This is a genomic window from Melioribacteraceae bacterium (assembly GCA_030584085.1).
GTDB lineage: Bacteria > Bacteroidota > Ignavibacteria > Ignavibacteriales > Melioribacteraceae > SURF-28.
The window spans coordinates 2,451,308-2,475,290 of sequence record CP129490.1 but is presented as its reverse complement, the minus strand read 5'-3'; the positions used below and the strand labels follow the sequence as shown (position 1 = coordinate 2,475,290).

Sequence of the window (23,983 nt, the reverse complement as noted above, 5' to 3'; positions counted from 1 at the left end):
GATTACCAAACTTGGTATTATGATGCTTAAAATGTATGTATTAATCAAGCTCAAAATAGACATCACTTTCTATAAATTATAACACTTCAGGAAGTGGTAATATAATAAATTCTTCTACATTCACAATGAAAAAAAGATTCAAGTGTACTAATTTTACCATCGCATCAACTTTTTGAAACGTTAAAGCAATTTTTCTCTTAATTTTGTCCGTATATTTATTATCGAATAAAAATCAATTTTATTAAATTTTTAAATGACAAAAGCAATTCAACATTTGGGAAGAAAGACTCTTTTATTTTTTGAGGAACTAGGTGAGATTACAATTCTATTCTTGAGAATCTTAAAATTTGCTCCAAGTTTAATAAAACACAGGTGGCATCTTCTTCAGCAAATGGAACACATTGGTGTCAACTCTCTTCCGCTTGTCATAATTATTGCTGTGTTTACAGGTGCGGTAGCCGCTTGGCAAGCTGCTTTTCAATTAAAAGGACTTGCTCCTTTGTCATTTCTTGGTACAGCAACAACGAGAGCAATTATAACGGAACTTGGTCCAGTTTTAACGGCAATTGTTATTGCCGGTAGAGTCGGCGCTTCCATTGCCGCCGAAATTGGTTCTATGAAAGTGACCGAACAAATTGACGCACTTAAAACTATGGGAATCTCTCCGATTAGATATTTAGCCGTACCAAGATTTTTTGCGGCGGTAATGATGATGCCGGTATTAATAATTATTGCAAACGCGATTGCAATTATCGGCGCTTTCTTTATCTCAAATTATTTTTTGGATATTTCATTTAATGTGTTCTTTGATTCTGCAAGAAGATTTTTTGAACTTGGCGATTTTTTCTTTGGTCTTGTTAAAGGAATTTTCTTCGGTGGAATAACTTCTTTACTTGGTTGTCACATTGGCTTTGCAACCGAAGGCGGTGCCGAAGGAGTAGGCAACTCCACAATCCGTTCATTCGTCCTCAGTTCCGCAATGATTCTTATAATTGACTATGTTCTTTGGTCAATTATATTTTAGAATTGTTATCGTTTTGTTAAAAAATCAGTTTTACTTGTTTTAATCAATGGTGGTTTGTATTTTAACAATTATTTTGATGAAAAAAGAGGGTGTTATGAGGAAATTATTTCTAGCTATTTTATTAGTATCTTTATTTCATGGAATCAATGCTCAGACTCTTTATCTGGAGGAAAATTTTAATTTTACAGGTTTGTTAACCAATAATGGATGGACAGCTCATAGTGGTGGGGGTACCAACCCAGTTTCTACCTCAACTGGTTTGACCTTTACTGATTATGCGATGTCTGGTATCGGAAATGCAGCATCTTTATCAAACACTGGAGAAGATGTAAATAGAAGTTTTACATCCATTAATTCAGGTAATATATATATATCTTTCCTTATAAATGTTGGGGATGCTCCAAATGGGTATTTCTTACATCTAAGATCTAGTACATCTCATTATAGTAGAGTATGGGTTACAGAAGATGGGACCGGCGATTTTGAGTTAGGGCTCTCAAAATTTTCTGAAGCTGAGAGTTATACTGACAATAATTATTCATTCGGTACTACATATCTAATTGTTATTAAGTATACATTTAATAACACCACTTCTGATGATGATGTTGTTACTATGTACGTTTTTGCAGATGGTGCTGACTTTAGTTCTGAACCCGTAACTTCTACATTAGGTCCACTAGGTGTTGGGACTGCTGATTTTTCCTCATTTGAGAATATATCATTAAGACAATATACAAGTACTCAAGACATTATAATTGATGGCATTCGTGTCTCCGATTCTTGGTCTCAAGCTCCCCTTCCTGTAGAACTGACCAAATTCGAAGCAGAATATGCCAACAACTCAGTCCAACTAAATTGGGAAACCGCAACCGAGACAAACAACGCCGGGTTTGAAGTCCAACGGCAGAATTCAGAACTCGGAACTCAGAATTCAGAATGGGAAGTTTTAACATTTATACCCGGTCATGGAACAACTAACTCACCAAAATATTATTCTTATACTGATAACGATTTACCAGATTTAGATAAAGTTTTTTACCGATTAAGACAAATTGATAATGATGGTACTGATGCTTACTCGAAAACTGTGGAAGTTGATCTTGGCGGTGTAACTAGTGTTGAAGATGAAATGCAGTTTGAATTTGCGTTGGAGCAAAATTATCCAAATCCGTTTAATCCGGTTACAACAATTAATTTTACACTTCCCAGCGTAGGGACAACTCATGAGTTGTCCCTACAAGCAAAGTTGACAGTTTATAATTTGCTTGGTCAAGAAGTTCATACTCTAGTAAATGAAGTAAAATCTGCCGGAAGTTATCAAATACAATTTGATGCAAGTGATTTACCGAGCGGAATTTATTTCTATTCGCTTACTTATGGTAATCATAATCAAACTCGTAAACTTGCGCTTCTAAAATAGTTTTATGTAGTGGGCGTTTAATTTGCGTCCACTACAAATTTACATTCAACCTAAATATTTTTTAACTTGCTCAGACTGCATGATTAAAAGAATGTAAGAATTTTTTTACTTCAGTACTCTTAAATCGATCATCCGATAAAATCTCAATTAAATTAAAAGTAGTTGCAACATTCCTCAGTTCCGTAATTATACTTATCATTGATTATACCTTTTGGTTATTATTATATTGAAATAAATCTACCATTTTAAATCTTTCCTTTTTACTTGTATTAATTTGAAGTGATTTGTATTATAAAGATCATTTTAATTAATAAATGAGGGCATCATGAGAGGTATATTACATTTGCTTTTAACCTTCATGTTTATAAATATTATTTCCTTCGCTCAAGTTGAATTCTCAATAGGTTCGCCACCAGCTACAATTGATTTTAATTCCTTCACGGGTAATGGTTTTTCGCCAACTCCAGCAGCAGGTCAACTAAATTCTAATGAGTGGATTGTTCAAGGACTTTCAGATGGGGTTCTATCATTTGGTGGAACAGCTACCACTGGTGACTTTGCACGTGGTGCAAGCGTAGGTGGCGTATCAACTGGTGGTATTTATTCTTTTGCAGTAGGTTTTGAAAATTTTGCGCTTGGAGCGCAACCTACCGCTCTTGATATGAACCCAGGCCATTTTATTCTCAGACTTCAAAATACTGGTTCTACCCCTATTACTGAATTATCACTCTCTTATGTAATTTGGGTTTTTAACGATGAAGCTCGGTCTAGTTCGTTTAATTTTAGTTATTCAACTGACAATTCGTCATATATCGACGTCTCAGCAGCGGATTTTACAACGCCTGAAGCGGCTGATGATCCAGCAGCTTGGGTATCAACTAATAGAAATATAAACTTGACTTCATTGGACGTTGCTGAAAATGATTTTTTATATCTCCGTTGGAGTACCGCTGATGTAAGTGGTCCAAGTTTTCGTGATGAGATTGCACTTGATGACATAACATTTACTTCCGTACTTCCGGTAGAACTAACTTCCTTCAATGCTGAATTTGTTGATAATTCTGTTAGACTAAATTGGGAAACCGCAACTGAAACAAACAATGCAGGATTTGAAGTCCAAAGGCAGAACTCAGAACTCGGAACTCAGAATTCTGAATGGGAAGTTTTAACATTTATACACGGACATGGTACAACCAACTCACCAAAATATTATTCTTATACTGATAACGATTTACCAGATTTAGATAAAGTTTTTTACCGATTAAGACAAATTGATAATGATGGTACTGATGCTTACTCGAAAACTGTGGAAGTTGATCTTGGTGGTGTAACTAGTGTTGAAGATGAAATGCAGTTTGAATTCGCGTTAGAACAAAATTATCCTAATCCGTTTAATCCGGTAACAACAATTAATTTTACACTTCCAAACGTAGGGACAACTCATGAGTTGTCCCAACAAGCGAAGTTTACAGTTTATAATTTGCTTGGTCAAGAAGTTCGTACTTTAGTAAATGAAGTAAAATCTGCCGGAAGTTATCAAATACAATTTGATGCAAGTGATTTACCGAGCGGAATTTATTTTTATTCGCTTACTTATGGTAATCATATTCAAACTCGTAAACTGGCACTTCTAAAATAATCTTAATTTATCATCGTAGGGACAATTCATGAGTTGTCCCTACATATTTACATAATAATTCCAATTCCTTTTAACTTGCTAAACAATTCAATAAGGGATAATTTTCACAGGACAATTTTGTGTTAATTATTGAGGAAAAATAATGTCAAATTTTGTAATCAAACCAGCAGTCAGAACTGAAAAAATAACTTATGCAGTGAGAGATATTATTGTATTAGCAAATGAAGTCGCAAAAACTGGTAAAGAGATGTTATACTTAAATATCGGCGATCCTAACTTATATGATTTTGAACCGCCGCGTCACATGGTAGATGCAACTTACAATGCAATGTTAAAAAACAAAAACGGTTATTCACCTTCGTCGGGGATTAAAGAAGCGATTGAAGCTATAGAAAAAGAAGCTGAACGAAAAGGAATCAAAAATATTCACGATATATTTGTAACAACCGGCGCAAGTGAAGCGATCGAACTTGCCGTGACTGCATTAGTAAACCAAGGTGAAAATATCTTAACTCCAACACCGGGATATCCATTATACACAGCAATCTCAAGTAAATTAATGGCTTATGAAAATCCGTATTATCTAAATGAAGCAAACGGATGGCAGCCGGATATCGAAGATATTAAAAGTAAGATTAACGACAAGACAAAGGGAATAATAATAATTAATCCGAATAATCCAACGGGATCAAATAGTAATTATGATACTTTGAAAGAATTAGTTGATCTAGCTGTAGAAAAGAATCTTGTAATCTTTGCAGATGAAATTTATGATAAACTTTTATTCGATGGACAAAAACATGTATCGATTGCATCTATTAGTCCCGATGCACCGGTAATAACTTTTGGCGGATTGTCTAAAAATTATATGGTGCCGGGATTCAGAATTGGTTGGGGAGTGGTTAGCGGACAAAAAGAAATGTTGAAAGATTATATTGAAGCGATAAATAAAATGCTTCGTGCAAGACTTTCGGCTAATCATCCCGAACAATACGGAATTAAACCGGCATTGCAGGGAGATCAATCTCATTTAGCAGTTGCAATGGAAAAACTTCACAAGAGAAGGGACATGACTTATGAGATGCTGAATTCCGTTGAAGGAATTTCATGCGTTAAACCCGAAGGTGCATTTTACGCTTTCCCAAAAATTGAACTGAATAAACAAAATGATAATCACTTTGTTGCCGAGTTAATTAAAGAAACCGGAGTTGTTGTTGTACCGGGAACAGGATTCGGTCAAGTTCCGGGAACGAATCATATGCGCGTTGTTTTCTTACCGCAAGATGATGTTCTCGAAAAAGCTTATGAAAAGATTGTTGCGTTTTATAAGAAGTACAAAGAAGAATTTGATAAATGAGTTAATATTAAAACCCCGGGATTTGTCAAGTTATTTGTGTATTAATAAGTTAATGACTACAGATTTATAATGGGAAATCCCGGGGTTTCAATTAAAAAAAGGAATAGAAAATGATATTCGATTCAATTACAAATAGCGATTTATATTATGGTCTTGGTGAAAAATTCAAAACAGCATTCGAATTTTTAAAGAATACCGATCTTGAAAATTTACCGTTAGAAAAAATTGAAATAGATGGTGATAATGTGTTTGCAATCCCGCAAAAATATATTACCGTTGATGATCATGAGAAAAATTGGGAAGCTCACAGAAAGTACATTGATTTACAATACATAATTAGTGGTTCCGAAAATATTGGATTCGTCTTAATTGATTATCTGGATGAATTTCAGGATTACGATCTAGAAAATGATTATGAGTTACTCTCCGGTGAAGGTGACTATGTACAAATTAACGATGGTGAGTTTGCAATATTTTTCCCCGATGACGCACATAAACCGGGATTGAAAGTCGGCGAGAACGAAGAAGTTCATAAAATAGTAATTAAAATAAAAGTGAATTAAAACCCCGGGATTTCTCAGGTTATTGTTTAGTAGAGAAGTTTTAGATTACAATTTAATAATGGAAAATCCCGGGGTTTTTCAAAAGCTACTCAATAACTTTTTTATTTATAGCATCAACAAAAAGAATATCGCCGACATTATCATAACCTAAAAACATTTCAGAGCCTTCGTGTTTTAATCGTTCTTCATGAAAACCGATAATAACCAATGCGGCTTCATAAGATTTTTCGTTTACCAATGATTGAATTTTAACTCCTTCTTTTCTTTCGATGACTTCAATATTTTTATCTGTGATTGGCAGTCTGCCGGTCAAAACAAGTTCGTTCAAACGTTCCTTTGATAATTGGATTTCTCCTTCTTTGCAAGTACTATAAATTTTTATAAAACTTTTTTGCCAATCCGGATGACCTAAAATAATATAACTAAGTAAAATCATGAGGTTAGCATTATCATCATCAAGACTTCTGATCCAAACATGAATTCCGTTTTCATAACGAATATTTCTATTCGAACAACCGAGAACACATACGTCGAAATCACCGGCTTGAGTAAGTGAAATATTATCTGTAATTCTATCCAGTTCGGAAGGTTCTTTTTTATCGAATTCAAATATTATCATGTTACTTTCCAAACCGGAAGCACTTGGTAGTTGTACTGCTTGCGCAATCGCTGAAGTATAGGAAGGTGAGATAATTGTATCGACAATCATATTCCCGCCGATTTTTTGCGAGCGTTTAATCAAATCCTCTTGAATTCGAACAGCTTCTTGTATTGATTTTTTTGAATAATAACCTTCGATCAAGTGAAGGTATGTTCCGAAACCATGTCGGTGAGAAATCCAATTTAAAAGTTCGAAAGCTTTATCCCGTTCGAATGAATGTTTAGAAATACAAATTGCCGAAGGTCGCCAAGTTTCACGAAGTCGTTTCGATTTTTGCAGATATACTTGCAAGTTTCTACTTAGTTGAAAAATTGTACCGAGAAATATTGATTCCAATCCTTTGCGGTTCTTGTGGTATTCATTAATCCCGATGTACATCGCTATCATTAAAATTATTGAAAGAATCGCATAGGTAGGACTCATCTGAAACATCAGCCAAACACAAAGAACAAAACCAATTAATGAAAAGTACCAACGTGAACGAAAAGTTGGTCTGTATGAAGGATCGGATCCGAAGTGATGTAAAAATGAAATCAAACAAATTGAACCGTATGTAACCATAAAGAACATAGAAATTATTGAAGCAACAACATCAACATCACCAAGGCTTACAAATATCAATGCAATAATGAAAGTAATTACGGATGCATTATAAGGTTCGTTCATTGATCCTTTACCTCGTGAAGTGATCCAGTTCAATGAACGAATTGGAAACGATTGATCCATCCCGATTGCTTGTAATGTTCTAGGCGCTACCATAATGGAACCGAGCGCACTTGAAAGAGTTGAAGCAGCCAAACCAACAGGTATTAATATCCATCCGTATAATGCGATATCTGACATAATAAGTTGATTGTTTACCAAATCTTCGGGACTTGCCGAACCCGAAAGTTTCCAGATAATAAAAAAGTATATAATCATACCCAGAATTGTTGCTGTTATAGTTCCTAAAGGAATTGATTTTTTAGGATCTTTAAGGTCACCTGATAATCCAACACCGGCAGTCATTCCGGTGAATGCCGGGAAAATGATGGCAAATACAATAAAAAAATCTTGCGAATTTCTGAAAGAACGATCCCACAAACTGTAGTTTTGTGTCTCCGCATAGTTTGTTGAACCGAGGAAAAATGCAATTAATGATATCGCTAAAATTCCAACAACAACATAAAGTGCTTTTACACCTAAATTTGCCCCTTTCGTGATAATTACAACTCCTAAAATTATCATGCTTGGTATGCTTACGACTTGTCTTGGTAAATCGAGTCCGTAGTTTATCTTAACCCATTCAAAAAGAGGAGAAAATGCTTCAGTGAAAGCTATAATATAGAATGCGACACTAATTGCTTGAGAGAGATAAAGTGCAATTCCAATTGTGGCTCCGATGTTTAATCCGAATGAACGAGAAATAATAAAATACTCCCCGCCGCCTTCAACTCTTCTATTTGTTGCAATTTCTGAAATTGCTAATGCCGTGGGTATTGTTACAAGGTGACCAAGAAGAACTATGAGAACAACTCCAAAAAATCCAAGAGTACCGACAGCAAAACCGAATCGAAGAAAAAGAATTGCACCTAATATTGTTGAAATGGCAGTGAAAAAAACCGGCATGGTAGAAAATTTTTTTGCGTTATTTTCGTTGGACATTAGTTTTCCGAAAATTGTAGTTATTAATTATATATAAAAGATATCAGCTTTTCAAAACTTGATTAATATTTCGTGAAAGGTTTTGCTCTAATTAAATCCTAATTATTATCTAACATCTTTTGTAATTTAATGATTTCTTGATAACAGGAACTCATTTCTCTATATTTCGTAATTATAAAATTGAACAAAACACTGAATATTTTGCAAAATAATAAAATTACTGTTTTACCAAACGGAATTAGGGTAATTTCCGAGAAGCTTCCTTATGTCAAATCATTTTCATTAGGATTTTGGTTTGATACCGGATCAAGAGATGAAAACGATTCAAATAATGGAATCAGTCACTTCATTGAACATATGCTCTTCAAAGGAACAACAAAAAGATCGGCTGCAAAAATTGCAGATGAAATTGAATCACTCGGCGGTTACTTGAATGCGTTCACTTCAAAAGAACATACATGTTATTATGGCAGAGGACTGTCGCAGCATATTGAGAAAACTTTTGAAGTTCTCTCGGATATGATTCAAAATCCAGCATTCAAGAATTCTGAAATAAAGAAAGAAGCAACAGTTATTGTTGATGAACTTTATGACATCGAAGACAATCCTGAAGAATTGATATTTGATAAATTTGAATCCGCGATATTTAACGGGAACGAATTAAGCAGACCGATAATCGGGACAGAGAAAAACATTCTCCGTTTTAAGCGTGAGGATTTACGAGAGTATGTAAATAAAAGTTATACATTTAATAATCTTTTTATAGTTGCCTCGGGCGCTGTTGAGCATAATGATTTATTAAAATTTGTTGAAAAATATTTAACAAAACCGCTTAATGGTATTGCCCAAAAACGTAAACCGACAGTTCTAAAACAGTCTGATGATCTTCATGTTTACAAAGAAATTCAGCAATCACATTTCATTATCGGAAAACCTACATATGGTTACAATGATAAAAGGAGAGTGCAAATAAGTCTGCTTTCACATATTCTTGGTGAAGGAAGCAGTTCAAGGTTATTCCAATCAATTCGAGAAAAAAACGGAATTGCGTATCAGGTTAATAGTTTCTTAAATTCGTTTTTCGATATTTCTACTTTTGGCGTATATCTTTCAACAAGTGATAAGATGATAAATAAAGCCGTTGATTTAATTGCTATTGAATTCAAAAAAATGCGAAGTAAAAAAATCACTCAAAAAGAATTAAACAAAGCCAAAGAATACTTCAAAGGAAGTATTTTTATGAGTTTGGAAAGCACGACAAATAGAATGATCAGACTTGCAAATTCAATGATATATTTTAATCGAACAAAACCTTTGAAAGAAACAATCGCCGACATTGATAGAGTAACACCATCAGATATTTTAGAAATTTCAAACCAATTGTTGAATGAAGATTCTATGAATAAAGTGATAATTAGTTCGAAAAATTTATTGCTTTATTCAGCAGCATAAAATTAAAAGGAATTAGTAATGCCAAAGTTAATTGTTGATGGTCAAGAATTAGAATTCAAACAAGGACAAACCGTAATTGAAGCCGCAAGAGAAAACGGAATTGAAATTCCTCACTTTTGCTGGCACCCAAAACTATCTATTTCTGGTAACTGCCGTGTTTGTCTAGTTGAAATTGAGAAGATGCCTAAACTTGCAATTGCTTGTTCAACATTAGCATCCGATGGTATGGTTGTCCACACCAAATCAGAAAAAACTTTAACTGCACGCAATGCAGTGATGGAATTTATTTTAATTAACCATCCTCTTGATTGCCCGATTTGTGATGAAGCCGGTGAATGTAAACTTCAAGATTACGCATTTCAACATGGTTATGGCGAAAGCCGTTTTGATGAAATAAAAAACAGAAAAGAAAAACGAGTTGAACTTGGACCAAGAATCATGTTTGATGGTGAACGATGCATCTCTTGTTCACGATGTATTCGATTCTCTGATGAAATTGCTAAAGAAAATCAACTTACATTTGTTCAACGCGGGGATAGAGTTACAATCACAACTTTTCCCGGAGAAGAGTTTGATAATGCTTACACACTAAACACGGTTGACATTTGTCCCGTTGGTGCTTTAACTAGCAGAGATTTCAGATTCAAATCACGTGTTTGGGATATGTCCTCGACAAAAACAATTTGTCCCGGTTGTGCTAGAGGCTGCAACATAGATATGTGGGTTCGCAACAATGAAATTTTAAGATTAACTCCAAGAGAGAATTTAAAAGTTAATGATTATTGGATGTGCGACTGGGGAAGATTAAACACATTCAAATTTGTTAATGCCGATGATCGAATTAACGGCGCATCGATTCGCGAAAATGGTGAAATAAGAAAAGTAAGTATTGATGAAGCAATTGGTAAAGCTGCAAATGAATTAAAAAAATATAAAAACAATGAAATAGCATTTATCGGTTCTGCATTCGCAACATGTGAAGATAATTTTACACTAGCAAAGTTTGCTAAAGAACATTTCTCTGCTTCAAATTTGGACTTCGCACGTTTTATTAACGAAAATGACCAAGATGAAATTTTAATTAGAGCTGATAAAACTCCTAATAGTTGGGGTGCCGAAAATACTGGAATCAAACCTGGAAGCAGCGGACAAGATTTATCCGGGATCATTTCCGAAATAAAGAAAAACAATATTAAAGCTCTTCTTATAATGGAAGATAATATTGCTGTCATATCAGAAGATTATGCAAACGCTTTAAAAAAATTAGAACTATTAATAGTATTCGCGGTCAATGAAAACGAAACAACAAAACTTGCTCACATTGTTTTACCGGCATCAGCTTATGCTGAAAAAAATGGTACGTTTGTAAACTTTGAAGGAAGAATTCAAAGAATAAGACCGGCGGTTCTAACAACTGAAATGGAAAGGTCTCTTGAAGGAATGTCAATGAGCCGGTTAGATAAATTCGGAACTAAATACGATTCATGGGCAAGCGGAAAAAGAATAAATGCAAAACCAAGTTGGAAATTACTCTCGATGTTATCACAAGAAATGGGTGGCAACATCGATTACCAAATGGCTGAAGATGTTTTTGATGATATCGTAAAATCAAATAAAGATTTTAACGGATTGGATTATGATATTATAGGTGAACAAGGTGTAAAAATCGGCAATTTAATCAAAGTAAAAGAAACGGTTTAATCTAAAGCGGAACAAAAATGACGATTCTCGAAATTGTAATTATTACGATGATAAGAATAGTAATAATAGTTAGTGTATTACTGTTGACGGTTTCTTATCTGGTTTACTTCGAAAGGAAAATCAGTGCATGGACACAAAACAGAATCGGTCCAAATCGAGTCGGATGGCGAGGTGCCCTTCAACCTTTTGCTGATGTTGGTAAACTTTTACTTAAGGAAGATATTGTTCCAAGTGCATCAATAAAATCGATTCATACTTTAGCGCCGTTCATCGCTTTATTTATTGCATTTTCAACTTATGCTGTTATTCCGATTGGTCCGGATATCACAATTTTTGGCTACAATATTCCGCTTGTAGTAGCAGATGTCAATATTGGTATTTTATATGTATTAGCATTGACATCTCTCGGTGTTTATGGAATTACACTCGCCGGTTGGTCATCGGGCAGTAAATATTCATTGTTAGGTGGAATTCGTGCTTCTGCACAAATGATTTCATACGAAGTTTCAATGGGATTTTCAATCGCCGGTGTTGTACTGTTTGCCGGTTCATTGAGTCCTGTTGCAATTGTTGAATCACAAAATGGCTGGATGTGGAACGCAATCCTACAACCCATCGGATTTATTACATTTACAATTTCTGCATTTGCCGAAACAAATCGTTTACCATTTGATTTACCGGAAGCTGAACCGGAACTTGTTGGTGGGTATCATACCGAATACAGCAGCATGAAATTTGCGGGATTCTTTTTGGCTGAATACGCAAACATGATTATTGCAAGCGCATTAATCGTAACTTTATATTTAGGCGGATGGCAAGTACCTTATATCGATAAGTTAGGGCTAGGTGAGACATTAACCGTTTTGATTCAAATTGGTTCTTTTTTCGTAAAAATGGGTGCGATGCTATTCTTCTTTATTTGGGTAAGATGGAGTATCCCAAGATTCAGATATGATCAATTGATGTCGCTTGGCTGGAAAGTGATGTTTCCGTTAGCTCTTGCAAATGTTGTTTGGGTTGCATTATTGATTATGATTTTCAACATTTAGTGCTGAAAAAGGAAAGATTATGGCGGTTAAAAGAAGAGAAAAAGATTTAACATTACTGGAAAAATTATACATTCCCGAAATAGCTAAGGGGATGGCTTTAACGCTGAAAAATATGTTCAGACCGCGAGTTACGATGCAATATCCCGAAGTTAAATTCGATCCGCCCGCATCTTACCGAGGAAGGCCTGTACTTGTTGAAGAACCCGAGACCGGTGAAAGATGTGTCGCCTGTGGGTTGTGTTCAAGGGTTTGTCCGGCATTAGCTATCGAAGTTCAAGCTGCTGAAACCGATCGAGAAAAAGAAAGATATCCCGAAAAATTTGAAATTAATATGATCCGCTGCATATTCTGTGGTTTTTGTGAAGAAGTTTGTCCCGAAGAAGCAATTGTAATGAGCAAAGATTATGAGTTGGTTTACACCAACAGACAAGATGCTTTATATGGAAAAGATAAGCTTTTAGTTCCTGTTGAACAGCTTCAAGATAGACTGGAATTTTTAAGGAACTTTAAGTAATATAGACACCTAAGTACGATTTATTTTGATTCTTATGAAGAAAACACTATTTATATTGGTATCATTTTTTATTTTGACCCTCACTACATTTCCAAGTGGTGTAGAAATTGGGAATGTTTCAGTTCCGGGATTCGTAAAAACCGGCGAAACATTTTTTGTCTCCGCAAAAGTTTACCGTTCAATTGATGACAACTCGGTTTATTTCTTTTTACATACCGAAAATGAAGTTGCATTAAAGTCAGCTTACCTAAAAGGTCCTACAATACAGAAGCAAATGCGGTTCTACCGTGAAAATATAAATTCTCAATTTGAAAAAGTCTATAAAATAGAATCGGGTGATTTATCAAGTTCGCAAGATGAAATAATGCAGATTAATCTTGAGTTATCAGCTTCAGGTAATGAGGATATTGAATTGTTAATTACATCTTATGAAAGATTGTCCGAAAACGAGATAGAAAGACGAACAGAAAAGATTAATTTGTATAAAGAAAGTAGAAGTGCCGGTAAATGTTTAAAAATTTTCCCGAGTACAAAAGTTGAATTTGATTTTACATTCGAAGAAAATCATTCTGGAAGGATATTGGTGGAGTTCTGGGCGAATCTTTCAAGCAACCAATCAAAAGTGTTTTCTTTAGATGACGGAAACGGTAATGAAATTGCTAATTTTTCAATTTCAGAATTTGGGTATTTAACCACTAGCCATTTACTTGATGCTGAATTTTTTAGAGAATATTTCTTGAATGTTGCAGGATGGAATTATTTTCTTCTATTGATAGATAAAGAATTTAATAGGGTAGAACTTTACTCTAACGATTATAAAATTTATAGCGGAATAATTTCTGAAATAAACAGCCAAGACAATTTTACCTTCACCTTCTTTAATGATTCACAAAGAGATCAATTATTAGTTGAAAGAATCAAAATCTGGTCATTCAATAATAATTTAAGATTAGCCTTTAGGAATAAAAATTTTAATAGATATTCGGCTGATAGCTCAAGTGTTTTATACCAAAATAATTTTGATTCAGATAAAGCTACAGAAAATATTATTTACCGTGGTCAAATTGGTTTAGTAAAATCAACCGCTCCAATTTTTTCGCAAGCTCCGACTTTATACGTTTCATTGTACGGACAAAGTTTTCAGATCAACTGGGAAGTAAATGATTTATCGCGTGCTGAAAAATTTCTTGTTGAAAAATCATATGACGGTCGCGATTATCATTATGTAAATTCGATCCGAGTAATTGATAACTCAAAAAATATATATTCAACAACAGATCAAGATTTTTCGAATAATCAGATTATCTATTATAGAGTTAAGCAAATTAACGATGATGGCTCTTCGGTCTATTCTTCCGATGCAAAAGTGGGAAGAGGAAAAATCAAGCACTTTAAATTGAATCAAAACTTTCCGAATCCATTCAACCCAAATACAACAATTTCGGTTAACGTGACTAGAGCCGATGAATTCGAAGTGTTAGTTTATGATATTGTTGGAAAGATTGTGACTGTTTTACATCAAGGTCCGCTTAGTGAAGGCACACATCAATTCTCATTTGATGGTTCCGAAATTCCTTCCGGCTTATATCTATGTGAAATTAAGTCTGGTGATGAACTGGAAGTCATGAAAATGATTTTAGCAAAGTGATTTTTCTATAAAATCATTATATTGATATTTCACACAATTAAATTTCGAAGAAAATGTTATCTAAAGTATTTGCTTGCACAACTTACGGCATTGATGCATTCCTCGTTGAAGTCGAAACACACATAGAAAAACAGATCCCGGGTGTTAGTATAGTTGGTTTACCCGATTCCGCAGTAAAAGAAAGTAAAGAAAGGGTAACCGCTGCAATATCAAACAGTGGGTTTCAATTTCCTAAAAAGAAAGTTACAATCAATCTCGCTCCGGCTGATGTAAAAAAGGAAGGAAGCGCTTTTGATTTACCGATTGCAATAGGAATTTTAGCAGCATTAGAAAATGTTAGCAATACTAAACTGGAAGAAACTCTTTTACTAGGTGAACTTTCTTTGGATGGTTCGCTTCGAAAGATAAAAGGTGGTCTGCCGATTGCGGTTGAAGCAAGAAAACGCGGACTTAAAAATTTAATTCTTCCAAAAGACTCAGTAAAAGAAGCATCGATTGTAGATGGACTTAATGTTTTTGGTATGGAAAACTTACTCGATGTAATTTCCTTTCTTAATAATGATAAAGAATTCGAACCAATTGTCACCAAAAAAGAAGAAGTGTTCTCACATGTAAATTCTTACAATCTTGATTTCTCGGATGTTAAGGGACAAGAAAACGTGAAACGTGCGTTGGAAGTTGCCGCAGCCGGCGGACATAATATCCTAATGATCGGGCCACCAGGTTCTGGTAAAACGATGTTGGCAAAAAGATTCCCATCTATTCTACCTCCATTGACTTTTAATGAAGCAATCGAAACTACAAAAATTCATTCGGTTGCCGGAATTTTAAGTAAAGAACGAGCATTAATTACAGAACGTCCTTTTCGGAGTCCTCATCACACTGTTTCCGATGCAGCATTAATTGGCGGTGGTACATTCCCTCGTCCGGGAGAAGTTTCGTTTGCACATCACGGAGTTTTATTTTTAGATGAGCTACCCGAATTCAAAAAGAATGTTTTGGAAGTTATGCGTCAACCAATGGAAGATTATAAAGTTACAATAAGCAGATCTAAAATGTCGCTTGAATTTCCGGCAAATTTTATGCTTGCCGCGGCAATGAATCCTTGCCCTTGCGGTTTTTATACTGATCCTAATCGTGAGTGTACATGTAATTCAGGAATGATTCAAAAATACATGTCAAAAATATCCGGGCCGTTATTAGACAGAATTGATATTCATATTGAAGTTCCTGCAGTTAAGTACAAGGAATTATCCTCAAATGTGAAAGGTGAAACGTCAAACGATATCCGAAAACGAGTTGTTACAGCAAGAAATATTCAGTTGAAAAGATTTAATGACACTCCGTCAATTCATAATAATGCAGATATGCCCACAAAAGAAATCAGAAAATATTGTAAACTTGATGAACAAAGTTCTGAGTTACTTAAAATGGCAATGACAAAACTTGGTCTTTCGGCAAGAGCATATGATAGAATATTAAAAGTAAGCCGCACAATAGCAGATTTGGAAGGAAGTGCTGATATTCAGCCGGCTCACATTAGTGAAGCAATTCAATACCGCAGTTTGGATAGGGAGTTGTGGAATCACTAATTTTTTTTATGAATAAACCAAGTTTCTTGGAGAAACTTGTTTTTTATATGTATAAAGACCCAACCAATTTTTAATAAAAACCTTTCTTGCTTTTCAAAATAATTCACTCTATATTTATTGCTCGTGTTTTTTACATTTTGACGAATTGCATGGGGAGGCGCCAAAGTAGGAGAGTTGGGGCGGACTGTAAATCCGTTGGCTTACGCCTTAGGGGGTTCGATTCCCTCCCTCCCCACACAAATACTCAGATCGTTTGAAGGAGATCACAATCCCGTTGTTATCGTACTTCGCCGATCATTCCAGATTTACATATGTTGATTATATTCTCTTTTCAATAGAAATTCTATTGTACTGAGATTTTTTGCGTTCATTTGTTCATTAAATATTGAAATTATTTTTATAAGCGGGAGTAACTCAGTTGGCTAGAGTCACAGCCTTCCAAGCTGTTGGTCGCGGGTTCGAGTCCCGTCTCCCGCTCAACAAAAACCTGCTGATGTAGCTCAGTTGGTAGAGCACATCCTTGGTAAGGATGAGGTCACCGGTTCAATCCCGGTCATCAGCTCAAAGATATTTTGTGAAGTTAAGCTTCACTGATTAAGAAAGAAATTGTTTACCGGAGTTATAATGGCTAAAAGCAAAAACATAAGACAAAGAATCATATTAGAAAGCACTGCTGGTACAGGCTACCGATATGTGACTACCAAGAATAAAAGAAATCATCCTGGTAGAGTAGAATTTAAGAAATACGATCCAGTTGTAAGAAAACACGTAATTTTTAAAGAAACTAAATAAACACACGAGAGTGGCTCAATTGGCAGAGCAGCGGTCTCCAAAACCGCAGGTTGGGGGTTCGAGTCCCTCCTCTCGTGCCATGAAAGCTTAAAGTGGAAACACGATGAAAGAAAAAATTATCAACTTTTTTAATGATGTGGTCAAGGAAATGAAAAAAGTAACTTGGCCAACTAAAGATGAATTAAAAGAATCTACAACTATTGTTATTGTTGTTTGCTTAATGCTCGCTGCTTTTACTTATGCGGTTGACATGGCTGTTTCGCAAATAATGAGAGGATTATTTTAACATTGGATCAAAACATCGCAAAATGGTACGTTGTTAGAACTTTTTCCGGGCATGAGAATAAAGTTAAAACGCTGATTGAAAATGAATTGGCTGATAACGATGAGCTTCGTGCACGAATATTCGAAGTTTTGGTTCCAACCGAAAAAGTTTTTGAAGTTAAAGACGGTAAAAAGAAAACTAAAACTAAGAATTTCTTCCCAGGTTATATCTTAATTCAAGCCGATATTGATAACCGTGTTAAGGATTTTATTTCAAACACACCTTCGGTTATGGGTTTTCTTGGTAATGCAAATGCTCCCGTTCCACTTCAACCCGATGAAGTCAAAAGAATTGTTGGAAGAATTTCCAAAAATGATGATACCGAAAGAACCGAAACTCTATTTAGAACCGGTGATTTCGTTAAAATTATTGATGGTCCGTTCAACAATTTCTCCGGTCTGATTGAAGAAGTGAATGAAGAGAAAATGAAAATGAAAGTTATGGTTTCCATTTTTGGCAGAAAAACACCTGTGGAAATCGATTTTGTTCAAGCAGAATTTGAAAAATAATTTATTAAGTAGGTTGACTTATGGCAAAGAAAATTGATGGTTACATCAAACTACAAATTCCGGCAGGACAAGCTAATCCTTCTCCGCCAGTTGGACCGGCTCTTGGTCAAAAAGGCGTTAACATCATGGAGTTTTGTAAACAATTTAACGCAAAGACACAAGATAGAGTTGGTTTAATTATACCTGTTGTAATTACTGTTTATGCGGATAAATCCTTTACATTTATCACAAAAACACCTCCTGCAGCTGTGTTATTAAAAAAAGCTGCCAAAGTTGAAAAAGGTTCCGCGGAACCAAATAAAACAAAAGTTGCAAAAGTTACAAAAGCTCAAGTAAAAGAAATTGCTGAAATGAAGATGCCGGATCTTAACGCGACAGATGTTGATCATGCAATGAGCATGGTTTCCGGTACTGCAAGAAGCATGGGAATAACAGTAGAAGATTAAGTTACTAAATTTTGGGTAGTTAAATGAAAAGTTCCAAAAGAGTAAAAATAATTAGAGAAAAATTCGACAAGAATAAAGAGTACTCTATAACCGATGCAATTAAATCATTAAAAGAGTTATCATCTGTAAAGTTTGACGAAACTCTTGATTGTGCAATTCGTCTTGGGGTTGATCCTAGACACGCTGATCAAATGGTTAGAGGCACTGTTTCACTTCCGAACGGAACAGGTAAAGAAGTTAGAGTGCTTGTGATTGCCAAAGGTGCAAAAGCTGATGAAGCTAAAGCAGCCGGGGCTGATCATGCCGGATTTGAAGACTATCTTGAAAAAATTAAAGGTGGCTGGACTGATATTGATGTAATTATCGCCACACCCGATACTATGGCTGAGCTAGGTAAATTAGGTAGAGTTTTAGGACCAAAAGGTTTAATGCCGAATCCTAAAAGCGGTACAGTTACCAACGATGTTGCTCTCGCCGTTAAAGAAGTCAAAGCCGGGAAAATCGAATTTAGAGTTGAAAAGGCGGGTATTGTTCACGCTTCGCTTGGTAAATTATCGTTTACTGAGCAGCAGTTAGAAGAAAATGCCAAAGCTTTTATCAAAACTATTATGAAAATGAAACCTTCCTCAGCGAAGGGTCAATACGTAAGAAGCTTATATCTTTCCAGTACCATGGGTCCTGGTTTGAGAATTTCAAAAGATGAAACTGCTTCCGCCGTAAAACAAGATTAAAAAGTTTACGCACTCATATAAATAAATGCTTCTACATTATTTATATAATGTCAATTTCATGGGAGTAAGATGAATAAGCAAGAAAAAGCAGAATCCGTTGCGGAAATTAAAGACTTGGTAAGCAATTCAACTGCTCTTTTCCTTGTTGATTATCACGGGATTAACGTTGCAAATGTTAGTCAGCTTCGACGTGATTTTCAAAAAGAGGGAACTACTTATAAAGTTTTTAAGAATACGCTTTTAAAACGTGCGCTGCAAGATGCTGGTGGATACGATGAATTTTTGGGTCAGCTTACCGGTATGACCGGTATTGCTTTTGCCGGAGAAAATTTTGTTGCCCCGGCAAAAATCATTAAAAAATATTTTGATGATAAAAAGAATCTGAAATTCAAAGGTTGCTATATCGATTCAACTTATTACGGCGAAGATCAGTTGGAAATACTTGCATCAATGCCTACTAAGGATGAAATCATGGCAAGCATTATCGGAAGTATCGCTAATCCGGCAACTGGTATTGTCGGCGCAATTAACGCTGTAATGAGAGATGTTGTTAGCTGCATCGATCAAATCAGTAAAAAAGAAGCAGCATAATTATTAGAAAGAATCAAACAAAGGAGTTATAAAATGTCAGAGAAAATTGCAGAAATAGTTGAGAAAATTAAGGGTTTGACCTTAGTTGAAGCAGCAGAATTAAAAACTGCTTTAGAAGAAGAATTTGGTGTTACAGCAGCGGCTCCGATGGTAATGGGTGCGGCTCCAGCTGGCGGCGCAGCTCCTGCAGCTGAAGAAAAGACCGAATTTGATGTTATCTTAGCTGGTGTTGGTGATAAGAAAATCAACGTTATTAAAGTTGTTAGAGCTCATACCGGATTAGGATTGAAAGAAGCAAAAGATCTTGTTGATAGTGCACCAAAACCTGTTAAAGAAGCTGTTTCAAAAGACGAAGCCGAAAAAATCAAGAAAGAACTTGAAGAAGCAGGCGCTACAGTAGAATTAAAGTAGTTTGCAATATCATATAAATTGTAAAAAAATGCCGAAGTGGTAAGATGGTGAAGTACGTCTTACCACTTTCTGTCATTTCTTAAAATGACAAACAAAGATTATAATTTCACATTTGGAGGTTAGTTTGGATAAATCAAAAATTAATAAGTTGACAAACAGAATCACGTTCTCGTCCATATCCTCCGTTATAGATGCACCAGATTTATTGAACATACAAGTTGAATCCTTCGAAGATTTTATACAGTTAAAAGTTCCTAATAAAGAAAGAGAAGATAAAGGGCTGCAATCTGTATTTACAGCAAATTTTCCAATTCTTGATAACAAAGAATTTTATAGACTCGATTTTCTTGATTATGCAATTGAAAAACCAAGATTTTCGATTCAAGAATGTGAAGAGAGGGGATTAACTTATTCGGCTCCTTTGAAAGCTAGATTAAGGCTTTCAACGCGTGATGATCAAACGGAAGAATTTGTGAATACCGTTGAACAGGAAGTTTACTTAGGAAACCTTCCTTATATGACCGAAAGAGGTACATTTATTATCAACGGTGCGGAAAGAGTTATTGTAAGTCAGTTGCACAGATCACCTGGTGTTGCCTTTGCGCAAAACGTGCACCCTAACGGAACACCGATCTATTCAGCCAGAATTATCCCTTTTAGAGGTTCATGGGTTGAATTTGCAACGGATATTAATCATGTGATGTATGTGTATATAGATAGACGAAAGAAATTCCCGGCTACTACACTTCTCAGAGCTTTAAATTATACAACTGACGAGGAAATCTTAAATCTATTCAGTTTAATTGAAGAAGTATCAGTTAAGAAACTAGATATCGAAGAACATACAGGAAGAGTTGCTGCTAGTGATATAATTGATACTACAACAGGTGAAATTTACGCACAGAAAGACGAAGAACTAACTGAAGAAATTATCGAAGCTCTCAAAGGATCTTCTCTCACAAAAGTTGAATTGATTACTCTGGAAACATCAGTTGATCAAGACTTAATTCTGAACACTCTTAAAAAAGATACAGCCAAAACTAAAGAAGAAGCTTTATTTGCGATATATAGACAATTGCGATCAGGTGAAGCTCCTGATGTTGATACCGCACAGGGTTTAATTGATAAACTTTTCTTTAATGAAAAAAGATATGACTTAGGTGAAGTTGGCCGTTTTAGAATGAATGACAAATTAGGTTTGGATATTTCGCCTGATGTGAAAATCCTTACTATAGAAGATATAATTGCAATTATGAAAAATATCATCAAATTGAAAAACGGTAATGTTGCAATAGATGATATTGATCACCTTGGAAATAGAAGAGTTAGAACTGTTGGTGAACAGTTAATGCAACAATATAATGTTGGGCTTGCAAGAATGGCGCGTACAATAAAGGAAAGAATGAATATGCGCGATCAGGAAAACATGCAACCACAAGATTTGGTAAATGCAAGAACAATAAGTAGTGTTATTAACGCATTCTTCGGTACAAATCAGTTATCTCAATTTATGGATCAAACCAATCCTCTTTCTGAGTTAACTCACAAGAGAAGAGTCTCTGCATTAGGTCCGGGTGGTTTGACCAGAGAAAGAGCCGGTTTTGAAGTTCGTGACGTTCACCATTCCCATTATGGAAGGCTTTGTCCGATCGAAACTCCCGAAGGTCCGAACATTGGTCTTATTTCATCTCTTACTATTTTTTCAAAAGTAAATCACTTAGGATTTTTGGAAACACCGTATAGAAAAGTTAAAAATGGTAAAGTAACTAATGATGTAGAATATTTAAGTGCAGATCAAGAAGATGAATTTGTTATAGCTCAAGCTAATGCTCCTTTGGATAATAGTGGAAAATTTGTTAATCCAAGAGTTAAATCAAGATTTAAGGATGAATATCCGGTCGTTACTCCGGATACTATTCATTATATGGACGTAGCTCCGGCACAGATCGTTTCTGTTGCCGCAGCACTAATCCCATTCTTAGAACATGATGATGCGAACAGAGCTCTCATGGGTTCTAATATGCAGCGTCAAGCAGTACCGTTATTAACACCTAGTGCACCGATTGTCGGTACAGGTATGGAGTGGAAAGCCGCGAGAGATTCTAGAAATTTAATTATTGCAGAAGATGATGGTGTTGTTGAATACTCCGATTCAAAAAAATTAATTGTTAAGTACAAAGTTGATGCAAACAGTTTTGAAGCATTGACAAACTTTGATGATGAAAGAAGAGTAGAATATAATCTTACAAAATTTTCCGGTACAAACCAGGAAACATGTTTTAATCAAAAACCAATTGTTAAAACTGACCAAGTTGTAAAGAAAGGGGATGTTTTAGCTGATGGCCCTGCTACTGAAAATGGTGAATTAGCTCTTGGTAAAAACGTATCGGTTGCTTTTATGCCTTGGCGTGGTTATAACTTTGAAGATGCGATCGTATTAAGTGAAAGATTAGTCGCGGAAGATGTCTATACTTCAATTCATATTGAAGAATTTGAATTGCAAGTTAGAGAAACTAAACGTGGCGAAGAAGAATTAACCCGTGATATTCCTAACGTTAGCGAGGAAGCAACGAAAGATTTAGATGAAAATGGTATTGTTAGAGAAGGTGCTGAAGTTAAAGAAGGTGATATTCTAATTGGTAAAATTACACCAAAAGGAGAAACTGATCCGACACCTGAAGAAAAACTTCTTAAAGCAATATTTGGGGATAAAGCAGGTGATGTGAAAGATGCGTCATTAAAAGCACCTCCCGGATTAAAAGGTATTGTAATTAAAACAAGACTTTTCAGCAGAAAAAGAAAAGATGCCGAATCTAAAAAAATTGAAAAGAAAGAATTAGATGCACTCGAATCTAATTATAGCAGAAAAGTTGAGAACCATTATAATAAATTGGTTTTAAAGCTTACGAAAATTTCAAATGGTAAAACTACTACCGGAATTCGTGATCTTGACGGAAGTGTTGTTTTAAGGAGCGGTACTTCGATAAAAGATGATACTTACACAAATATTGAAGACGTCACAAAATTAGATTACACACATGATTGGTTTGATAATAAGAAAACCAATGAAATGATAAAAACTCTCTTTAAAAACTACTTCAATATCAAATCAGAGATGGAAGAAGAATACAAAAGAGAGAAACTTAAAATTCAATCAGGTGATGAACTTCCTCCTGGCATTGTTCAACTTGCTAAAGTATACGTTGCTAAAAAACGTAAAATAACTGTTGGTGATAAAATGGCAGGTCGCCACGGTAATAAAGGTGTTGTTGCGAAAGTAGTACCGGTTGAAGATATGCCTTATCACGAAGACGGAACACCTGTTGATATAGTTTTAAATCCACTTGGCGTACCTTCACGTATGAACCTTGGTCAGTTATATGAAACTGCACTTGGTTGGGTTGGTAAACAATTAGGATTGAAGTTTGAAACTCCGATTTTTGATGGCGCTTCAGTAAAAGATGTAGAAGGTTGGATGGAAGAAGCCGGATTAAATAAAGGAAGTAAAACTTGGTTATATGATGGAAGATCAGGTGAAAGATTCCATCAAAAAGTTACTTGCGGATATATTTATATGCTCAAATTAGGGCATATGGTTGATGATAAGATTCACGCTCGTTCAATAGGACCATACTCGTTAATTACTCAACAACCGCTTGGTGGTAAAGCACAATTCGGTGGACAGAGATTTGGAGAAATGGAAGTTTGGGCGCTTGAAGGTTATGGTGCAGCTCATGTGCTTCAAGAAATCTTAACAGTAAAAAGTGATGATGTTACAGGAAGAGCAAAAACTTACGAGGCTATCGTTAAAGGCGAAAACATTCCAACACCAAATATTCCTGAAGCCTTTAGCGTGTTGATTAAAGAATTGCAAGGCTTAGCATTGGATATCAAAATTAACTAGTTAAACTTTT

General features: G+C 35.2%; 20 protein-coding genes and 4 tRNA genes. 23 read left to right on the top strand and 1 reads right to left on the bottom strand.

The window, feature by feature from the left end:
* Positions 1-253: 253 nt before the first annotated feature.
* The 5 genes from QY331_11370 to QY331_11350 all read left to right on the top strand — a co-directional run bounded on the left by QY331_11370 (position 254) and on the right by QY331_11350 (position 6,003).
* Positions 254-1,024, top strand: coding sequence for an ABC transporter permease (locus QY331_11370; GenBank protein WKZ68547.1), 771 nt, complete (start codon positions 254-256; stop codon positions 1,022-1,024).
* Between the two features lie 94 nt (positions 1,025-1,118).
* On the top strand, positions 1,119-2,444 hold the full coding sequence (locus tag QY331_11365) for a T9SS type A sorting domain-containing protein (protein WKZ68546.1): 1,326 nt from the start codon (positions 1,119-1,121) through the stop codon (positions 2,442-2,444).
* A gap of 325 nt (positions 2,445-2,769) precedes the next feature.
* Positions 2,770-4,083, top strand: a complete 1,314-nt coding sequence (locus tag QY331_11360; protein WKZ68545.1) for a T9SS type A sorting domain-containing protein — start codon at positions 2,770-2,772, stop codon at positions 4,081-4,083.
* A 142-nt stretch (positions 4,084-4,225) separates the two neighbouring features.
* Positions 4,226-5,440, top strand: coding sequence for an aminotransferase class I/II-fold pyridoxal phosphate-dependent enzyme (locus QY331_11355; protein ID WKZ68544.1), 1,215 nt, complete (start codon positions 4,226-4,228; stop codon positions 5,438-5,440).
* Between the two features lie 110 nt (positions 5,441-5,550).
* A complete protein-coding gene (locus QY331_11350) occupies positions 5,551-6,003 on the top strand; it encodes a YhcH/YjgK/YiaL family protein (GenBank protein WKZ68543.1) in 453 nt (150 codons plus the stop codon).
* 85 nt (positions 6,004-6,088) lie between these two features.
* Here QY331_11350 and QY331_11345 read toward each other — a convergent pair whose 3' ends face one another.
* Complete coding sequence (locus QY331_11345; protein ID WKZ68542.1) at positions 6,089-8,308, bottom strand: hypothetical protein; 2,220 nt, start codon at positions 8,306-8,308, stop codon at positions 6,089-6,091.
* A 180-nt stretch (positions 8,309-8,488) separates the two neighbouring features.
* Here QY331_11345 and QY331_11340 point away from each other — a divergent pair, with 180 nt between their 5' ends.
* The 18 genes from QY331_11340 (at position 8,489) to rpoB (ending at position 23,973) form a co-directional block, all read left to right on the top strand.
* Positions 8,489-9,760, top strand: coding sequence for a pitrilysin family protein (locus QY331_11340; GenBank protein ID WKZ68541.1), 1,272 nt, complete (start codon positions 8,489-8,491; stop codon positions 9,758-9,760).
* 18 nt (positions 9,761-9,778) lie between these two features.
* Complete coding sequence (locus tag QY331_11335) at positions 9,779-11,461, top strand: 2Fe-2S iron-sulfur cluster-binding protein (protein WKZ68540.1); 1,683 nt, start codon at positions 9,779-9,781, stop codon at positions 11,459-11,461.
* Between the two features lie 17 nt (positions 11,462-11,478).
* Entirely contained in the window at positions 11,479-12,510 is a 1,032-nt protein-coding gene (gene nuoH, locus QY331_11330) for an NADH-quinone oxidoreductase subunit NuoH (GenBank protein ID WKZ68539.1), read from the top strand.
* A gap of 19 nt (positions 12,511-12,529) precedes the next feature.
* Positions 12,530-13,024, top strand: a complete 495-nt coding sequence (gene nuoI, locus QY331_11325; protein WKZ68538.1) for an NADH-quinone oxidoreductase subunit NuoI — start codon at positions 12,530-12,532, stop codon at positions 13,022-13,024.
* Positions 13,025-13,058: 34 nt separating this feature from the next.
* Positions 13,059-14,672, top strand: a complete 1,614-nt coding sequence (locus QY331_11320) for a T9SS type A sorting domain-containing protein (protein ID WKZ68537.1) — start codon at positions 13,059-13,061, stop codon at positions 14,670-14,672.
* A gap of 53 nt (positions 14,673-14,725) precedes the next feature.
* Positions 14,726-16,264: a YifB family Mg chelatase-like AAA ATPase gene (locus tag QY331_11315; protein WKZ68536.1), complete on the top strand. Its 1,539-nt coding sequence runs from the start codon at positions 14,726-14,728 to the stop codon at positions 16,262-16,264.
* Between the two features lie 151 nt (positions 16,265-16,415).
* Positions 16,416-16,499 (top strand) — tRNA-Tyr (locus QY331_11310).
* A gap of 168 nt (positions 16,500-16,667) precedes the next feature.
* Positions 16,668-16,741 (top strand) — tRNA-Gly (locus QY331_11305).
* 12 nt (positions 16,742-16,753) lie between these two features.
* A tRNA-Thr gene (locus QY331_11300) sits at positions 16,754-16,826 on the top strand.
* A 62-nt stretch (positions 16,827-16,888) separates the two neighbouring features.
* Complete coding sequence (gene rpmG / locus QY331_11295) at positions 16,889-17,056, top strand: 50S ribosomal protein L33 (GenBank protein WKZ68535.1); 168 nt, start codon at positions 16,889-16,891, stop codon at positions 17,054-17,056.
* A gap of 4 nt (positions 17,057-17,060) precedes the next feature.
* Positions 17,061-17,136, top strand: a tRNA-Trp gene (locus QY331_11290).
* A 23-nt stretch (positions 17,137-17,159) separates the two neighbouring features.
* Positions 17,160-17,342 (top strand): preprotein translocase subunit SecE, encoded by a 183-nt coding sequence (gene secE / locus QY331_11285; protein ID WKZ68534.1) that lies wholly within the window; start codon positions 17,160-17,162, stop codon positions 17,340-17,342.
* A gap of 2 nt (positions 17,343-17,344) precedes the next feature.
* A complete protein-coding gene (nusG, locus tag QY331_11280) occupies positions 17,345-17,890 on the top strand; it encodes a transcription termination/antitermination protein NusG (GenBank protein WKZ68533.1) in 546 nt (181 codons plus the stop codon).
* A gap of 20 nt (positions 17,891-17,910) precedes the next feature.
* On the top strand, positions 17,911-18,336 hold the full coding sequence (gene rplK, locus QY331_11275; GenBank protein ID WKZ68532.1) for a 50S ribosomal protein L11: 426 nt from the start codon (positions 17,911-17,913) through the stop codon (positions 18,334-18,336).
* Between the two features lie 23 nt (positions 18,337-18,359).
* A complete protein-coding gene (gene rplA / locus QY331_11270) occupies positions 18,360-19,067 on the top strand; it encodes a 50S ribosomal protein L1 (GenBank protein ID WKZ68531.1) in 708 nt (235 codons plus the stop codon).
* 69 nt (positions 19,068-19,136) lie between these two features.
* Positions 19,137-19,658, top strand: a complete 522-nt coding sequence (gene rplJ / locus QY331_11265; protein ID WKZ68530.1) for a 50S ribosomal protein L10 — start codon at positions 19,137-19,139, stop codon at positions 19,656-19,658.
* 33 nt (positions 19,659-19,691) lie between these two features.
* Complete coding sequence (gene rplL / locus QY331_11260; protein WKZ68529.1) at positions 19,692-20,069, top strand: 50S ribosomal protein L7/L12; 378 nt, start codon at positions 19,692-19,694, stop codon at positions 20,067-20,069.
* Positions 20,070-20,193: 124 nt separating this feature from the next.
* Positions 20,194-23,973 carry a DNA-directed RNA polymerase subunit beta gene (gene rpoB / locus QY331_11255; protein WKZ68528.1) on the top strand — a complete coding sequence of 1,260 codons (3,780 nt, stop codon included), beginning with the start codon at positions 20,194-20,196 and terminating at the stop codon, positions 23,971-23,973.
* Positions 23,974-23,983: the final 10 nt, after the last annotated feature.

Excerpts from the sequence above, each read along its gene's own strand:
- QY331_11370 (WKZ68547.1), top strand. The coding sequence starts at position 254 with ATGACAAAAGCAATTCAACATTTGGGAAGAAAGACTCTTTTATTTTTT.
- QY331_11365 (WKZ68546.1), top strand. The coding sequence starts at position 1,119 with ATGAGGAAATTATTTCTAGCTATTTTATTAGTATCTTTATTTCATGGA.
- QY331_11360 (WKZ68545.1), top strand. The coding sequence starts at position 2,770 with ATGAGAGGTATATTACATTTGCTTTTAACCTTCATGTTTATAAATATT.
- QY331_11355 (WKZ68544.1), top strand. The coding sequence starts at position 4,226 with ATGTCAAATTTTGTAATCAAACCAGCAGTCAGAACTGAAAAAATAACT.
- QY331_11350 (WKZ68543.1), top strand. The coding sequence starts at position 5,551 with ATGATATTCGATTCAATTACAAATAGCGATTTATATTATGGTCTTGGT.
- QY331_11345 (WKZ68542.1), bottom strand. The coding sequence starts at position 8,308 with ATGTCCAACGAAAATAACGCAAAAAAATTTTCTACCATGCCGGTTTTT.
- QY331_11335 (WKZ68540.1), top strand. The coding sequence starts at position 9,779 with ATGCCAAAGTTAATTGTTGATGGTCAAGAATTAGAATTCAAACAAGGA.
- nuoH (WKZ68539.1), top strand. The coding sequence starts at position 11,479 with ATGACGATTCTCGAAATTGTAATTATTACGATGATAAGAATAGTAATA.
- nuoI (WKZ68538.1), top strand. The coding sequence starts at position 12,530 with ATGGCGGTTAAAAGAAGAGAAAAAGATTTAACATTACTGGAAAAATTA.
- QY331_11320 (WKZ68537.1), top strand. The coding sequence starts at position 13,059 with ATGAAGAAAACACTATTTATATTGGTATCATTTTTTATTTTGACCCTC.
- QY331_11315 (WKZ68536.1), top strand. The coding sequence starts at position 14,726 with ATGTTATCTAAAGTATTTGCTTGCACAACTTACGGCATTGATGCATTC.
- rpmG (WKZ68535.1), top strand. The coding sequence starts at position 16,889 with ATGGCTAAAAGCAAAAACATAAGACAAAGAATCATATTAGAAAGCACT.
- secE (WKZ68534.1), top strand. The coding sequence starts at position 17,160 with ATGAAAGAAAAAATTATCAACTTTTTTAATGATGTGGTCAAGGAAATG.
- rplK (WKZ68532.1), top strand. The coding sequence starts at position 17,911 with ATGGCAAAGAAAATTGATGGTTACATCAAACTACAAATTCCGGCAGGA.
- rplA (WKZ68531.1), top strand. The coding sequence starts at position 18,360 with ATGAAAAGTTCCAAAAGAGTAAAAATAATTAGAGAAAAATTCGACAAG.
- rplJ (WKZ68530.1), top strand. The coding sequence starts at position 19,137 with ATGAATAAGCAAGAAAAAGCAGAATCCGTTGCGGAAATTAAAGACTTG.
- rplL (WKZ68529.1), top strand. The coding sequence starts at position 19,692 with ATGTCAGAGAAAATTGCAGAAATAGTTGAGAAAATTAAGGGTTTGACC.